Consider the following 15,659-nt stretch of genomic DNA (forward strand, 5'->3'; position numbering starts at 1 on the left):
GCGCTGGTTGCCCCCTGAGCGCGCCGCGTCATACCGGATCGGGAGACTTCGATTTCGGGGAATAATTTCGTGACCAATCCAATGAACCTGTCAGGCCGCACCATCCTGATCACGGGAGCTGCACAGGGGATCGGGCTGGCGACCGCACAGCTTTGCGCTGCGCTCGACGCCAATGTCATCCTGCTCGATCGCAGCGAAGAACAACTCGACGCGGCGCTGGCATCGTTCGATTCGGGCAAGGCGATGAAGATCGCCGGCAGCGTCACGGATCGCGCGTTCGTGAAACAGGCTGTGGCGGAGGCCGCTGCGCGCTTCGGCGGTATCCATGGCCTGGTGAACAATGCGGGCATCACCCGCACTGCGATGATCGACAAGATGACCGCCGATGACTGGCAGGCGGTGATCGACGTCAACCTGACCGGCGCGTTCAACATGCTTCAGGCGGTCGGCATGGACATGATCGCTCGCGCCAAGAGCGGCGAGAGCGATCCCGGGGCCATCGTCAACATCTCGTCGGATGCGGGCCGCAAGGGCACGATCGGCCAGATCAACTATGGCGCGGCCAAGTCCGGCGTACTGGGCCTGACCATGTCGGCCGCACGCGAATGGGGCCGCTACGGGATCCGCACCAACTCGGTCGCCTATGGTATCGTCGAGACGGACATGACCGAGACGGTGCGCAGCGAAAAATTCCGCGATCGCTATCTCGCCAATATTCCGCTCGGCCGGTTCCTGACCAAGGAGGAGGCGGCCAATTCCATCGCCTTCCTGCTGTCTCCCGCCGCCGCCTTCATCACCGGACAGCATCTGTCGGTGAATGGCGGTTCGCACATCACGGCCTGAGCCTATGTCCGCAACCGCCCTTCATCTGGACCTGCCCGAACTCCCCGAAGCCGCCGAGACGCTGCGTGCGAAGGTCCGCGCTTTCGTCGCACGCGAACGCGCGGAAGGGCATTTGCCGCCGCCGGAAAAGATCGGCCTCGGCTTCGATATCGAAACCACCAAGCGGATCGCGGCACAGGGATGGATCGGCCTGACCTGGCCCAGGCAATATGGCGGCGGCGAGCGAACCGCGCTCGAGCGCTATGTGATGAACGAGGAGCTGCTCGCCGCCGCACTCCCTGTCGGCGCACATTGGGTAGCGGACCGGCAGAGTGGTCCGGTTCTGCTCAAGTTCGGAAACGACGCGCAGAAAGACTTCTACCTGCCCCGGATCGCTGCGGGTGACTGCTATTTCTGCATCGGGATGAGCGAGCCGGAATCGGGGTCCGACCTCGCCTCGCTCAAGGCGCGCGCGGAAAAGGTCGCGGGCGGCTGGCGCATCAACGGGCGCAAGATCTGGACCACCAATGCACACCGCGTTCACTACATGATCACGCTCGTTCGGACCTCGACGGTCGAGGGTTCGCGCCATGCCGGTCTCAGCCAGCTGATCGTCGATCTCAAGACGCCGGGCGTCACCATCAGTCCGATCATCTCGATGGCCGGCGAACATGACTTCAACGAGGTGCTGCTCGAGGACGTGTTCGTCCCGGACGACGCGTTGATCGGGCAGGAAGGCAATGGCTGGAACCAGGTCTCGGCCGAACTCGCTTATGAACGATCCGGACCCGAACGGTGGCTGTCGAGCTTCCGGCTGGTCTCCGAACTGATCGACATTCTCGGCCCGGACGCCCAGCCGGCGAGCCTTGAGGAACTCGGGCGGCTGCTCTCGCATCTCCTATCGCTGCGCCAGCTTTCAATGTCGGTAGCCAGCATGATCCAGCGCGGATTGTCACCCAATCTCGAGGCCTCGATCGTCAAGGACCTCGGTACCAAATTCGAGCAGGAGGCGGTGCGCGTCGTGCGCAACCTCGTCGCCTCCGAAGATCTGACTGCCAATGGCCGCAATGCGCGGCTGGGGCGCCTGCTGAGCCATGCGCAGGTCTATGCACCCGCCTTCACCATTCGTGGCGGTACCAACGAGATTTTGCGCGGGATCATCGCGCGGGGGATTGGCCTGAGATGAGCGAGAACCGCGCATTCTTCCGCGAAACGGTCGAACAGATCCTTGCCGACACGCTCGACCAGAGCCGGATCGAGGCGAGCGAACAGCGCACGCTACCGGCGGCGCTCTACGAAGCCCTGGAGGAGAATGGCGTCACCCGAATGCTGGTACCCGAGGGCCAGGGCGGGATCGGCGCGGATATCGGCGATTCCTTTGCGATCCTGCGCGCCATGGGTGCCGCTGCTGCACCCGGACCGATTGTCGAAACGATGCTGGGCAACAAGCTGCTGGCCGAGGCCGGACTTGACCCCGCAGACGGGTTGATCGCGCTTGCCTTTGCCGACGATGGCGCGGCCATGCTGCATGCGGTGCCCTGGGGCGGCGGCGTCGATCATGTACTGGCGGTCACCCCGTCCGGCATTTCGCTGAGCGCCTCGGCCAATTGGGACATCGAACCTGCGCTCGATGCGGCGGACGAGCCGCGCGACACGCTGAGAGGCTCACTCGGCGCGATCGTCGCGCTCGACACGTCCGCCGCGTTGCGCACCGCCGCCATTCTGCGCGCGGGGCAGATGTTGGGCGCGATCGAATGGACGCTGGCACGCAGCATCGATTACGCGGGCGAGCGCAAGCAGTTCGGCCGTGAAATCTCGAAATTCCAGGTGATCCAGCAGATGCTGGCCGAGCTCGCCGCGCATATGCTCGCATCCGCCGGTATTGCCGAAGCAGCGGCGGACGCGGCCAGCGAAACGCTCATCGCTGCCGCTCGCTCGCGGCTGGGCGATGCCGCCGACGCCGCGATCGGCATCGGCCATCAGGTTCATGGCGCGATGGGGTTCAGCAAGGAATATGCGCTCAACCACCGCACGCGCCGGCTGATGGCCTGGCGGGACGATTTCGGCAGCGTCCAGTTCTGGCGCCGCCGCCTCGCCGGCGGGTTCGTGACCTGCAGCCGCGAGGAATTCTGGCCGGCGATCGCCGATGCCGGCAACCGGCGCGCAGCCTAGAATGCGCGACTGGTCGCCCGAACGCATCGTCGACCGGTTGCAGATCGAGGAGCAGCTCTATCTCTATTGCCGCGCGATCGACCGGATCGACATGGCTCTGCTCGCGAGCGTATTCCACCCCGACGCAATCATCGACAAGGGCGATGGTGCGGTGCCGGTGGCGGATTTCATCGCGACGGTCGCGGCGCGCCACCCCGGCGTTCCCCGTGCGTCGCATATGGTGGCCAATCACCTGATCGAATTCACCGCGGCCGACACCGCATTCGTCGAAAGCTGGTGCCTCGCCGTCGAGCAGCATAGGGGTACCCCGGCGGTCGATCGCATCTACCGTGTCCGCTATGGCGACAGCTTCGCTCGGCGCGACGACGGCTGGCGGATCGCGCATCGCAGCTTCGTTGTCGATCATGTGCTGAACGCGCCGGTCGACCCCGCGCTGATCCTCGACATGGGCGGCCGCTATGAAGGCCAGCGCGACCTCGACGATGTGATCGAAAGGCTGCGGCGGGGCGCTTCGGCGCAGCCCTGACCGGTCAATCCAGTTCGATCGCCCTGGTCACCGATTTGGTCAGGCCAAAGCTCGGCATCGCCATGCTGTGCTTGCCGACGCCGCCTGCCACATAGAGGAGATAATCCTCCGGGCGCGACACCAGCGGCACGAACGGATCACTCACAGAGTCACGGTTGAACGGCGCCATGGCGTCGTAATTGTCACGGGTGATCCCGACCAGTCGGGACAGCGTGTTGCCCGCGTTCGCGAACAGATATTCCTGAACCTCGCGCAGACCGATGCCGTCGCGCGCGATCGTGTCGGCATGTTCGGGGCCGATGCAGATCGCGACCTCGCCATGCCCGAGATAACTGTTGTTATGGCCCAGCGTCGAGATCGTGCTGACGAAGGTCTTGAGGATGCCCGCTCCATCCTCGCTGGTATGATTATTAATCTCATGGGGCGCTTCGGAGCCGTGAACAGTGACGGTACTTACTCCGGGGTCGAACCCTCGGCGGACGTGCAGCGGCTCCCAGGGCGATGCCATCTCGTTTTCGCCCATGCAGAAGGAGAATTTGGCGGGCGTGCCATGCGTTGCGCGGTCGCCATTTCCCGGTGATCCTCCGGCGATATTGATGAGGATCAGGCGGATCGCCCGTCCGATGGTCGCATTGGCACGCCAGCCCGGCCCCATGCAGTTATAGCCCGAGTTGATGCGCAGCCGCTCGACCGCGGGACCATTGACGACCAGCATCGGCGTGACGGGATGGGTGGTGGCGTTGATGCCATAGAGATTGAATTCGTCCTCCAGCATCGCCTCGCACGCGGCAATCAGCACGGGCAGATATTCGGGACGGCAACCTGCCATGACTGCGTTGACCGCGATCTTCTCGATCGTCGCCTTGCCGTAACCCGGCCCCATCGCGCCAAGCGACTGGCCAGCATCGCGGCGTGTCCCGGCCAGCATCCGCGCCACCCGCGCTTCAGTCGGCGGGATCACGGGCAGCCCGTCGGTCACGCCCAGCTGATAGAGCGCCTCGTTCGCCGCCTCGAAATCGAGATCGTCGGCCAGGTCGAGAAATCGGTCGTCGGTCATGGATCAGATCTCGCAGAACATGTTGCTACGCGCGAAATTGTTGCTCTCGCCGATATAGCGGTCGGTATAGTCGCTCTCGAGCTGCGCCGCGCTGCCGGTCAGGACCCGCACCACCTGTTCGATCATCCCGTGCGCACGTTCGATAACGATTTCTGCTGCGACGTCGCCCATCGGGTGGGGCACCATCACGATTGGAAGTCCGGGCAGGCCCAGTGCGATCGCCTCCTGCTGCCCGAGCACCACGAAAGCGTCGCTGTTGACGGTCGCGGTCGGCACGCCGCGCTTCTCCAGCGTCACGCCGTCATGGATGCACCAGGACGTGCACGAGCCGCAGTCGCCATAAGCGTTGATCACCGCATCGCACGCCGCCAGTGCGTCCAGCATCGCCGCGGGAGCGCCGGGCGACGAGCTGATCTTGCGGTAGAAATGCACGTCCGCGACGCCATAGTCGCGCTGCAGGATCTCGCCTGCCGCCTTGAGCAGCAGCGCCGCATTCTTCTTGGTGTTGTCGAGCAGGCCGATCCTCTTGCCGTTCAGCGTATCGAGCCGCGGGGCGATGGGATGGCGCTCGACGCTGTTCGTGCCGATGGGACTGAGCAGGCGGCCGGTCATGCACTCTCTCCTTCGCCGGTGACGATTCTCCGTCCATCTTCCCGGATCAAGCAACCGGGCGTTTGATCACACAGGTGATGGGCCGGATCGCTGCTGCGATGCTATCGTCGGCACATGATCGTCGATGCGCAGATCCATGTCTGGGGAGCGGATTGTCCCCAGCGTCCATGGCCGCGCGCCGGCACGGATGGCCGGACCGCTCGGGCCCAGCGCGACAATCCGATGACCGCGGTCGAGGCACTGTCGGCGATGGACGCAGCATGCGTCACCCGCGCAATCCTTGTCCCGCCTTCCTGGGAAGGGGAGCGCAACGACCTCGTCCTCGCCGCCGCCGCGGCGCACCCGGACCGCTTCGCGGTGATGGGGCGCCTCCCGCCCGATCTGCGTTCGCTGGCCCGGTGGCGGCATCAGCCCGGCATGTTGGGCGCCCGGATCATCCTGGGTGCCGAGACTGTCGATCACTGGCTTTGGGCGGAAGCGCAGGCGCAGAATGTCCCGCTCATGATCGCCCCTGCCGGCAAAGTGCCGCTGCTCGCCCGCATCGCGCGTGAATATCCCGCGCTGCGGCTGATCATCGATCATATGGGTGCGCGGGTTCACAAGACTGGCGCAACGGCGTTCGCGCAGGTTGAGGAGGTGATCGCGATGGCCGCGCTGCCCAATGTCGCGATCAAGGCGACCTGCCTGCCCGGCTACAGCGCGGCGGGCCATCCCTGGCCCGACGTCACCCCCTATCTGCGGCGGCTGTTCGACGCTTTTGGCGCCGAACGGACCTTCTGGGGATCGGACCTCAGCCGCCTGCCCTGCCCCTATCCGATGCTGGTGCGCTTCTTCCACGAGGAGCTGCCCTGGCTCAAAGGACAGGCGCGCGATCAGGTCATGGGCGGCGCAATCCTGCGCTGGCTGGATTGGAACCAGCACCGGTCACATCCGCCAACAAACGGCAAAGGAATTGCATCGCCATGACGAAGCTTCAGGACATTCCGGTAAGAACGATCGATGGCCGCGAGACGCGGCTCTCCGAACATGCCGGCAAGGCGCTGCTGATCGTCAACACCGCCTCCAAATGCGGCCTGACCCCGCAATATGAAGGACTTGAGGCGCTGTACCGCGCCTATCGCGACCGGGGGTTCGAAGTGCTGGGGTTTCCCTCCAACGATTTCCGCGGGCAGGAGCCGGGAACGGATGCCGAGATCGCCGACTTCTGCCAGTCCGCCTACGCCGTGGATTTCCCGATGTTCGCCAAGATGGTCGTGGCGGGCCCGGACAAGCACCCGCTCTACGCTGCCCTGACCGAGGCGCAGCCTGCCGCCGTCAGCACCAGCGGCGGCGCGATGCGTGCCAGGCTGGAGAGCCACGGCATCGCGGTGAACCCGGCACCCGAAGTGCAATGGAATTTCGAGAAGTTCGTGGTCGCTCCGGACGGCAGCGTCACCGCCCGGTTCGCGCCCGATACGCTGCCCGCCGACCCGGCGATCCTCGCAGCGATCGAAGAACAGCTTCCGCGCTGATCGAGCATAGATGTGCGCAATCGGCGCGCAGGCGTGACCGGCGTCTGGGCTTGACCCATCATGCCCGGAAACAAGGAAATGAGGCCAGGGATGAGGACAGTCGACACGGTTGCTGCGGAAACCGACGTCCAATCGGCGGTTTCGCCGCGCATCGCCTGGTTCAGCGTGACGATCCTGCTGCTCGTCGCGATCATGTCGTATCTCGACCGGCAGATCATCTCGCTGATGGTCGAACCGATCAAGGCCAGCCTCGGCGTCAGCGATTTTGAGATCGGACTGCTCCAGGGCGTGGCGTTCGGCCTGTTCTATGCCGTGTTCGGCTTGCCGATCGGATGGCTGGTCGATCGCTATTCGCGGCGCAAGATCATCTATTTCGGTATGACTCTGTGGTCGCTGGCGGCCGGTGCTTGCGGGCTCGCTTCCACCTACACCCATTTGCTTCTGGCCCGTTTCGGCGTAGGTGTCGGGGAGGCGTCGCTATCGCCCGCTGCCTATTCGATGATCGCCGACCTGTTTCCGCCCAGACGCCTGGCGCTGGCGCTGGGCGTATTCGCGACGGGATCGTCGATCGGCGGCGCGCTCGCCTATATGGCAGGGGGGCGCGCTGATCGCGAAGTTCGAGGCGATGGGTGCCATGGCATTGCCCGGTGTCGGCGTGCTGGAGCCGTGGCAGCTGGTCTTCCTCGTCACCGGGCTGCCCGGCGTCGGCATCGCCGCCCTGATGTTCCTCGTTCCCGAGCCGGTTCGCCGGCACCGCAAGCTCGACCTTGACGCTCCCGATCGGGGCGTGATGCACTTCCTCCTCGCCAACCGCCGCTATTTCATCTGTCATTTCCTCGGCTTCGGGCTGGTCGCGGTCATGGCCTACGGCACTGCGGCCTGGGCACCGGCGATGCTGATGCGCCGCTACGGCCTCGGTGTTGCGGAGGTCGGCATCATTCTCGGCACCGTCGGCGCGCTCAGCGGCATTCCCGGTTTCATCTTCGGTGGCTGGTTCGTCGATCGCTGGTTCGCGCGCGGCCAGCGCGACGCGCATCTGCGATACTTCGTCTATGCCTGCCTGATCGGCGTCGCGATGGCGATCATCGCCTTCCAGCTTGCCGATGGCATCCTCTGGCTGTTCATCCCGGCCTATGCGCTGCTCCATTTTCTGCAACCATTCACCGGCCCGGCCGTCGCGCACCTCCAGATCGTGACGCCCAACGAATATCGCGGGCGCATTTCCGCGTTGTTCGTGCTGGTGTTCAACCTGATGGGCATGTGCCTTGGACCGCCCTCGGTCGCGTTCATCACAACCTTCGTGCTTCACGATCCGATGCAGGTCCATTGGTCGCTGACGATCATGTATGTGGTTGTAGGTCTCTGTGCAGCCGCCCTGTTCCGGCTGGCGCTGGCACCTGCGCGGCGGGCGGCGGAGGCCGTGGCATGAAGCTGGCCGGGCGACGGATCCTGATCACCGGCGCGGCCTCCGGCATCGGTCGCGCGACGGCCGAATTATTCGCTCGCGAAGGCGCGGCGCTGGCGCTGCTGGATCGCAGCGACGACCTCTTGCGATCGGCGGCCCAGGCAAGCGGTGGAACGGCGGTGCTCGCCGATCTGGCGGACGAAGCTCAATTGCTCGCGGCCGTAGCGAAGGCGGCCCAGGCGATGGGCGGAATCGATGGCATCGTGAACGGTGCGGGCATCGCCGGATCGCAGCCGCTCGACGCGCTCGACCGCGAAAGCTGGGACCGGTTCGTCGCGATCAACCTGACCGCGCCCTATCTGATCTGTCGCGCGGCCTTGCCCCATTTGCAGGTCACCGGGAACGCGACGATCGTCAACATCGCCTCGGGACAGGCGCTGTTGCCCAACGCGCCGGGCATCGCCGCCTATGCTGCGACCAAGGCGGGGCTTGTCGCCTTCACCAAGGCACTGGGCGCGGAGCTCGCACCCCGGATCCGCGCCAATGTCGTCGCCCCGGGTATCGTCGATACGCCGATGGTCCAGGGCGTGCTCGGTGGCTATGCCAGCCCGGACGACGCGCCATTCGTCCAGCAATATGCCATGAAGCGGGTCGCGCGCCCGTCCGAGCTGGCCGAGGCGATCCTGTTCCTGAGCAGCGAAGCGTCCTCCTATGTCACCGGCACGGTGCTGGCAGTCGATGGCGGCCGCACCTTCCACTGATCAGATGCGGATCTTCGCATCGTTCCAGTAGCGCGCGCGCAAGTCGCGCTTGAGCAGCTTGCCGTTGGGCATGCGCGGCAGCGCCTCGACAAAATCGACGCTGCGTGGGCATTTGTATTTGGCCAGCTTCGACTGGCAGTGCGCCACCAGTTCGGCGGCCAGTTCAGCCGACGCCGACTGTCCGGCCGCCAGCTGCACCACGGCCTTCACCTCTTCGCCATATTCGGGATGGGGCACACCGATCACCGCGACATCCTCGATCGCCGGATGGACGGCGAGCACATTCTCCGCCTCTTGCGGGTAGATGTTTACCCCGCCGGCGATGATCATGTTGGTCTTGCGGTCGGTGAGGTAGAGATAGCCCTCCTCGTCCAGATATCCCATGTCGCCGATCGTGGTCCAACCGTTGCGGTCATGCGCTTCGGCGGTCTTGGCCGGATCATTATGATATTCGAACACCGTCCAGTCCGACGCGAAATAGATCACGCCCACCTCGCCGGCCGGCAGCACCGCGCCATCCTCCCCGACGATCCGGACATCGGGCGAGCGCCCCACCGAACCGGGATGTGCCAGCCATTCCTGCGGCGTGATCGCGGTCAGGCCGTTGCCTTCGGTCGCGGCGTAGAATTCGTAGAGCACCGGCCCCCACCAGTCGATCATTGCCCGCTTGGTATCCTGCGGACAGGGCGCCGCGGTGTGGACCGCATGCGTGATGCTGCTGATGTCATAGCGGTCGCGATCCGGCGCCTTGAGCATGCGGATCATCATCGTCGGCACCAGCCAGGCCTTGTTCACCCGGTATTTCCCGATCGCCTCGAGCGCCTCGAGCGGATCAAAGTCGCGCATCAGCACGACCGTTCCGCCCGACCGGTGGGTCGACATCGCGAAATTGAGCGGCCCGGCATGGTATAATGGCGAGGGGTTGAGGCAGATCGTCTCCGCGTCCCAGGCATAGAGGCCGCGAAGCATCTGGTCGCCCGCGCCAAGCTGGCCGAACGCCGCGCCCGTGATGCGGCGCTTGATTCCCTTGGGTCGCCCGGATGTGCCGGACGAATAGATCATCGAGGAACCTTCGAGCGACGCATAGTCTGCCGCCGCTGGCGGGTCGCCGTTTTCGGGCGCAAACCCGGAGGGGCCGCCGCGATCGCACAACCAGATCGCCACATCGGCACAGGTCTCGGCCACCCCTGCCAGCACGTCGCGCCTTGCCTCGCTCGACAGGATCGCGCGTGCACCGCAGTCCTGCACGATATAGCTGACCTCGTCGGCGGTCAGATGCCAGTTGACCGGTGTATAATAGAGGCCGGCGCGCTGCGCGGCCCAGGCCGCGACCATGAAGTCCGCGCGATTTTCCATCAGGATCGCGACATGGTCCTCGGCCTTGATGCCATGTGCCGCAAGCTGGCCGGCCAGCGCATGCGAACGCGCCTCGAGTTCGGCATAGGTCAGCAGCGTGCCCGCACCAGCCATGATCACCGCAGGCCGGTCGGGCGTCTCCTTCGCGTGGTGCGCGAGATGCGGCAGCGTCGCTTTGCTCATGAATTCCTCTCCGGCTTTGCGCCACCCTTTGCCGCATCTCGTACAGGAACAAGAGCCAAGGCCGCTCCATCACCCATATGCTGAATGACGCGACGATATGGGCGCGCGGGCAAGGCTGGCCTATCCCGCCACCATGACCCCACGATATCCCAAGATGGAATTCGGCTCGGTCGATCCGCACTGGTCGCGCAACAGCGAGCTGGCGCAGCATTACAATGCGGCGTCGATCGTACCCTCGCACATCGAGCCCTATCTGGTCCGGGTGATGCTCAAGGCGCAGCCCAGCGTGGCAAGTCACAACCCGCAGCTCTCCCGCGACATCGAGGTCTTCAACAAGCAGGAAGTCGAGCATTGCAAGCGCCACAACGCTTTCAACAAGATGCTGCGCGAAAAGGGTTATCCCGGCCTGATCGATTTCGAGAAGCGGATCGCCGCAGAATATCGGGACTGGCTCGAGAACCGGTCCCTGCGCTTCAACCTTGCTTATTCGGAAGGCTTTGAGGCGATCGGATCGAGCAATGCGGAAACCTTCTTTCAGGTCCTTCCGCTGCTCGAGCGCAGCGCCGACCCGGCTGCACTCGAGCTCTGGAAATGGCATCTGGCCGAAGAGTTCGAGCACCGGCACGTCTGTTTCGACGTCTATCACACGCTTTACGGGCGCGGCCCGCTTGCCTGGCTCTATCGCTGCTGGGGCTATCTCTACGCCTATCGCCACCTGACCCGCTTCATGGACGGCGTGGCCGATTATCTGATCGCGATCGACCGGGAAAGCATGTCGGAAGCGCAGCGGGAGAAGTCGAAGATCAGGGTCGCGAGCCACCGCAAGATGACCCGCAAGCGCGACCTGAAACAGATGCTCACCGTGCTGTCGCCCTTCTACAACCCGTCTCGCAAACGGGCTTCGGCGGCGATGACCGCCTATCTCGCATCGCTCGCCCCGCCGGGCTGAGCCAGCGACCGCAGCATATCCGTGATCGTTCGGTTCCAGGAAGGAATTGACGTTTCGTCACATTGAACCGCGCGGCAGGATGCCGGGACGTCCGGCGGGTTCGGTAATTGGCTCAGCCGGACGGACAGCAAAACAAAGCAAAACATCATGGGGAGGAACGTCGCATGACCCGCTTCACACGAATCCTGTTGGCACCGCTCGTCATGGGCATCGCCGCGGGCACGGCACCTGCATTTGCCCAGACCAGCGCGCCTGACGCCCAGGTCGATCCGCAGCTCGAGCGTGGCACGCAGGAAATCGTCGTCACTGCGCGACGTCGCGAAGAACGGCTGCAGGACGTGCCGCTCGCGGTGACCGCGCTCACCTCGGACTCGCTGGTCGAAGCGAACATCGTCTCGGTCGCGGATCTGCCCCAGAAGGTGCCGGGCCTCACGATCCAGCCCTCGGCATTCGGCTCAAACGTGCTTCAGGTCGCGATCCGCGGCCAGCGCCAGTTCGATCCCTATATTACCAAGGATCCGGCGGTGGCGGTATATTTTGCCGATGTCGTGCAGAACCGTCCGCAGGGACTGAACTCTGCCTTTTTCGACGTGGCATCGGTTCAGGTGCTAAAGGGGCCGCAGGGTACGCTGTTCGGCCGCAACACCACCGGCGGCGCGATGCTGATCACGCCGCAGGCGCCGACCGACCGGTTCGAGGGCTATGTCGTCGGCGGCTACGGTAACTATGATGCCTGGCGGCTCGAAGGCGCAGTGAACGTCCCTCTGGCAGACTGGGCCAAGCTGCGCGTCGCCGGATCGCTCCAGCGTCGCGACGGGTTCACCAACAATGTCACCACCGGCCAAAAGCTCGATGACGAGCACAAGGACAATTGGCGGGTGTCGCTGACCCTGTCGCCGGCGGATGGCATCGAGAACCGGACGGTTGTCAGCGGGTTCCGCGCCGACGAAAACGGCATCGGCTATAAGCTGCTCGGCCGGCTTCCGGGGATCGGCTTTGGCTCCGCCCCCAACGTGGTCGCAGAACTCGACCGGGTGAACGCGCTCCCGTTTCACAGCACGACCAGCGACCTTGTCCTCGAGACGAAGATCAAAACCTTCTCGGTCTCCAACGTGACCGAAATCGACATCGCCCAGGGGGTCACGCTCAAGAATATCGCAGGCTATCGCTTCGTAAGTTCCAGCATCCCGTTCGATCTCGACGGGTCCAGCCTGACATTCACCGATGCAGCCGGCAGCATCATTCCCTACTTCCCGTCACGTGAAGACATGACGGTGCGGCAATATAGCGACGAGCTTCAGCTGCTTGGCACGATCTTCGACGGCAGCCTCGACTATATTCTGGGCGGCTTCTATTTCCTTGAGCGCGGCAGCGACCGCCAGCAGACCGGCGGCCAGGGCGGTGTCTCCGCCGGCGGGATTTATCAGGGCGACCGCGTCACCTTCGCTGACCCGGTCCGCAATCAGAGCTATTCGGCCTTTGCCCAGTTCACCTGGCGCCCGGCCTTCGCGCCCGGGCTTTCATTCACCGCAGGTGGACGCCAGACCCATGATCTTCGCCAGCTCACCACGCGCAACATCGTCAGCAATGGCAGCTGCCGCCTGGTCGACGGCGCCGGCGTGCCGCTGAACCCGTGCATGACCTCCTATTCGAAGAGCTATGACAAGTTCACCTATTCGCTCACCGCGGACTATAAGATCGCCCGCGGTGTGCTGGTCTATCTCGCCCATCGTACCGGCTACCGCACGGGTGGCTTCAACATTTCCGCGACGACGCCGGCCCAGTTCACGCCGTTCCTGCCCGAGGACGTGACCGACTATGAAATCGGCGTGAAAACCGATTTCCGCATGGGTAACGGCAAGGGACGGTTGAACATCGCCGCCTATACCCAGGACTATCGCAACATCCAGCGCAACCAGGGGTCGCTCATCAACGGGGTCTTCACCCAGACGATCGTCAATGCGGCGGAAGCGACGATCAAGGGCTTCGAGGTCGAGCTGCAGCTTCAACCGGTCGATTTCATCGATTTCGGCGTCAACATCGCCCATGTCGATGCAGCCTATCGCAGCTGGATTGCCAACGGCGTCGATCTTTCCGGCTCACAATTTGCCGGAACGCCGGAATGGACGATCGGCGCCAATTTCGGGCTGCGTATACCGCTTGGCAATGCCGGAGAGCTCGCGCCGCGGGTCGATCTCTACCATCAGACAAAGACCAACATGTCCGACAATAACTGGGTCGCGGCGCAACAGCGCGTGTCGCCGACGTCGATCATGCGTGACTATACGCTGGTGAATGCGCGGGTCGACCTGCGCGATATCGGCGGCAGCCGCATCAGCGCCAGCCTATGGGCGAAGAATCTGCTGAACGCCGAATATATCGCGAGCGGCACCGAGCTGGCCAATACGGGCCTTGGCTACACCGCAGGGTTTGTCGGTGCGCCACGCACCTATGGCTTCGAGGTCCGGTTCGACTTCTGAAGGGATAGGCGTCGAACAGAAAAGGGGAGCCGGTTTCGACCGGCTCCCCTTTTCATTACCGATGGGAGGCGGGGTTCAGGCCGGCTCAGTTTCGGCGAACAAGCGCCGGATCGCACCCAGATCGGCCTTGAGCGACGTCGTGCGCGGCAGCTGGTCAAGGATGAGGATGCGGGCCGGCACATGGTGCACGACCAGCATCTTCTTGGCGTAGTCGCGCAGCGCTTCCTCGCCGACGCGCGGTGCGCCGTCGCGTAGCTCGACCGCTGCGACAGGAACCTCGCCCAGCCGCGCGTCGGGCAGGCCGACAACGGCCGCGTCGAGGACCGAAGGATGCTCCTGCAATGCCGAAACGATCTTTTCAGGCAGCACCTTGAACCCGCCCCGGACGATCGCACCGTCACCGCGTCCGCGGTGAAAGACGAAGCCATCCACATCGATCGTCACCAGGTCGGTGGTGCGGATCCAGCCCTCCTTCACCACCGGCACGATCGCTTCGAGATATCCGACCTCGCCGGCAGCCACGGGTTCGCCCGTCTCGGGATCGGTGACACGCAGTTCGATGCCGGGGAGCGCCTTTCCAATCGCGCCGCGCTTGGTGTCGCGATAGGCTTCATAGAGCGCCGGGGTCCAGCTGATGATCGTCCCGCAAAACTCGGTCGCGCCATAAGCCCAGATGACCTTGACGTCATAGGCGGCTTCGAACTCATCCTGAAGCTCGGGCGAAAAGGCCGCGCCGCCGCCAAAGAAATATTGAACGCTCGCCATGTCCTCCCGCGTCACGCCCGCGTCGAGCGCCATTCGCGCAACCGTCGGCGGGCCGCTCAGGAATTTGGGGCGATGCTTGCGAACCGCCTCGATCCACTCGGGCACGTTGAACTTGTCGAGCAAGGTCGTGTGACGTTCGAGCATGACCCCGGCCACCAGATTGCACATCCCGCCAATGCCGCCATAGGGCCAGGTCAGAATATCCGGCTCGGGATCGATGCCCGTCCGCGCTGCGGCGACACTCTCCACGGCACGCGTCAGCATGCGGAAGGGAAACAGGATACGTTTCGGCTTCCCGGTCGTGCCGCTCGACAGGATCTCGATCCCGCGTTCCCCTTCGATCAAGGGACGGGGCCCGGGTTCCATCCGTTCAAAACCCGCCGCCGCCTCGATCGCGATCGCATCGTGGTCGAGCAGGATCGCGGCGGCGCCCGTTGCACGAACCGCCGCTTCGAGCGCCGGTGTCCAGTCCCGCATGTCCGCGATTACCGCGCCGAACCGCGTTTCCTCGACTTCTGCCGCCATCGCTTCGGGCGACTGGATTGCGTAGATGGTGGTCAGTGCCCTCCCATAGGCAATGAGTCCGAGCATTGCCGCCGCGTGAAGCGGCCGATTGCGCACGACGACACCGATTCGAGCATCGTGCGGAACCTGCGCCGCATCGAGGAGCGAGATCGTCCGTTCGGCAAGCGCGTTGATCTCGCCGCGTGGGTAATCGCGCCGGCGATATTCAAACAGGTTATGAGCCGGCGCGCCGTTCAGCGAGGCTCGCAACTGCGCTATGAAATTCATGCACCTCACCTTCATGGTCCGCATCGAATCTATCCCGCCCGGCCGCAGCTCGAAAGCCAGGGACCGCGAAACGGCGTATTCAGCATAAGGCTGATGCTTCGGCCGATGTGGACAAGATATTGGTCAACCTGGCCAACAAGGCCGTATGGCAAATCAATGTGCGCGTAGTGGCAATGGATGAGGTCAGGCCGCAACGGCAAAGGCCAGGCCTGTTGGGACGGTCAGGGTATCGCCAGTGACGGCGCCGCCGCTGCGCGCTCCAGCAGGG

The 15,659-nt window shown here is 64.3% G+C and carries 15 protein-coding genes; 11 read left to right on the top strand and 4 right to left on the bottom strand.

From position 1 onward, the window contains the following. The first annotated feature begins 69 nt into the window (after nucleotides 1–69). The 4 genes from LRS08_RS06755 to LRS08_RS06770 are packed head-to-tail and all read left to right on the top strand — an operon-like array spanning nucleotide 70 to nucleotide 3,520. Nucleotides 70–843: an SDR family NAD(P)-dependent oxidoreductase gene (locus LRS08_RS06755; RefSeq protein ID WP_257844395.1), complete on the top strand. Its 774-nt coding sequence runs from the start codon at nucleotides 70–72 to the stop codon at nucleotides 841–843. A gap of 4 nt (nucleotides 844–847) precedes the next feature. Beyond that, nucleotides 848–2,008: an acyl-CoA dehydrogenase family protein gene (locus LRS08_RS06760; RefSeq protein ID WP_066580656.1), complete on the top strand. Its 1,161-nt coding sequence runs from the start codon at nucleotides 848–850 to the stop codon at nucleotides 2,006–2,008. Continuing rightward, the gene (locus tag LRS08_RS06765) at nucleotides 2,005–2,994 is read left to right on the top strand and encodes an acyl-CoA dehydrogenase (protein WP_066580654.1); all 990 of its coding nucleotides are present in this window, start codon (nucleotides 2,005–2,007) and stop codon (nucleotides 2,992–2,994) included. Before LRS08_RS06760 ends, LRS08_RS06765 begins: the two co-directional genes overlap by 4 nt. A gap of 1 nt (nucleotide 2,995) precedes the next feature. Next, nucleotides 2,996–3,520, top strand: a complete 525-nt coding sequence (locus LRS08_RS06770) for a nuclear transport factor 2 family protein (protein ID WP_257844394.1) — start codon at nucleotides 2,996–2,998, stop codon at nucleotides 3,518–3,520. A 4-nt stretch (nucleotides 3,521–3,524) separates the two neighbouring features. Here LRS08_RS06770 and LRS08_RS06775 read toward each other — a convergent pair whose 3' ends face one another. Both LRS08_RS06775 and LRS08_RS06780 read right to left on the bottom strand, forming a co-directional pair. Further along, nucleotides 3,525–4,577: a hypothetical protein gene (locus tag LRS08_RS06775; protein ID WP_257844393.1), complete on the bottom strand. Its 1,053-nt coding sequence runs from the start codon at nucleotides 4,575–4,577 to the stop codon at nucleotides 3,525–3,527. A gap of 3 nt (nucleotides 4,578–4,580) precedes the next feature. After that, entirely contained in the window at nucleotides 4,581–5,189 is a 609-nt protein-coding gene (locus tag LRS08_RS06780) for a UGSC family (seleno)protein (RefSeq protein ID WP_257844392.1), read from the bottom strand. Between the two features lie 114 nt (nucleotides 5,190–5,303). On the opposite strand from LRS08_RS06780, the gene LRS08_RS06785 reads away from it, so the two are divergent. From LRS08_RS06785 to LRS08_RS06805, 5 genes are all read left to right on the top strand, one after another. Then, the gene (locus LRS08_RS06785) at nucleotides 5,304–6,155 is read left to right on the top strand and encodes an amidohydrolase family protein (RefSeq protein WP_257844391.1); all 852 of its coding nucleotides are present in this window, start codon (nucleotides 5,304–5,306) and stop codon (nucleotides 6,153–6,155) included. Further along, nucleotides 6,152–6,700 (top strand): glutathione peroxidase, encoded by a 549-nt coding sequence (locus tag LRS08_RS06790; protein ID WP_257844390.1) that lies wholly within the window; start codon nucleotides 6,152–6,154, stop codon nucleotides 6,698–6,700. The genes LRS08_RS06785 and LRS08_RS06790 overlap by 4 nt, the downstream gene beginning before the upstream one ends. A gap of 90 nt (nucleotides 6,701–6,790) precedes the next feature. Beyond that, on the top strand, nucleotides 6,791–7,471 hold the full coding sequence (locus tag LRS08_RS06795) for an MFS transporter (protein ID WP_409456278.1): 681 nt from the start codon (nucleotides 6,791–6,793) through the stop codon (nucleotides 7,469–7,471). Next, nucleotides 7,356–8,129, top strand: coding sequence for an MFS transporter (locus LRS08_RS06800; protein WP_409456294.1), 774 nt, complete (start codon nucleotides 7,356–7,358; stop codon nucleotides 8,127–8,129). Before LRS08_RS06795 ends, LRS08_RS06800 begins: the two co-directional genes overlap by 116 nt. Then, nucleotides 8,126–8,866, top strand: coding sequence for an SDR family NAD(P)-dependent oxidoreductase (locus LRS08_RS06805; protein WP_257844388.1), 741 nt, complete (start codon nucleotides 8,126–8,128; stop codon nucleotides 8,864–8,866). Before LRS08_RS06800 ends, LRS08_RS06805 begins: the two co-directional genes overlap by 4 nt. Here the strand turns inward: LRS08_RS06805 and LRS08_RS06810 are convergent, their stop codons facing one another. Beyond that, nucleotides 8,867–10,405, bottom strand: coding sequence for an acyl-CoA synthetase (locus LRS08_RS06810; protein ID WP_257844387.1), 1,539 nt, complete (start codon nucleotides 10,403–10,405; stop codon nucleotides 8,867–8,869). Between the two features lie 133 nt (nucleotides 10,406–10,538). Here LRS08_RS06810 and LRS08_RS06815 point away from each other — a divergent pair, with 133 nt between their 5' ends. After that, a complete protein-coding gene (locus LRS08_RS06815; RefSeq protein WP_257844386.1) occupies nucleotides 10,539–11,354 on the top strand; it encodes a metal-dependent hydrolase in 816 nt (271 codons plus the stop codon). Nucleotides 11,355–11,518: 164 nt separating this feature from the next. Continuing rightward, the gene (locus tag LRS08_RS06820) at nucleotides 11,519–13,834 is read left to right on the top strand and encodes a TonB-dependent receptor (RefSeq protein ID WP_260481486.1); all 2,316 of its coding nucleotides are present in this window, start codon (nucleotides 11,519–11,521) and stop codon (nucleotides 13,832–13,834) included. 75 nt (nucleotides 13,835–13,909) lie between these two features. Here LRS08_RS06820 and LRS08_RS06825 read toward each other — a convergent pair whose 3' ends face one another. Then, nucleotides 13,910–15,391: a class I adenylate-forming enzyme family protein gene (locus tag LRS08_RS06825; protein ID WP_257844384.1), complete on the bottom strand. Its 1,482-nt coding sequence runs from the start codon at nucleotides 15,389–15,391 to the stop codon at nucleotides 13,910–13,912. Nucleotides 15,392–15,659: the final 268 nt, after the last annotated feature.

The sequence above is a fragment of the Sphingomonas sp. J315 genome (assembly GCF_024666595.1).
Classification (GTDB): Bacteria; Pseudomonadota; Alphaproteobacteria; order Sphingomonadales; family Sphingomonadaceae; genus Sphingomonas.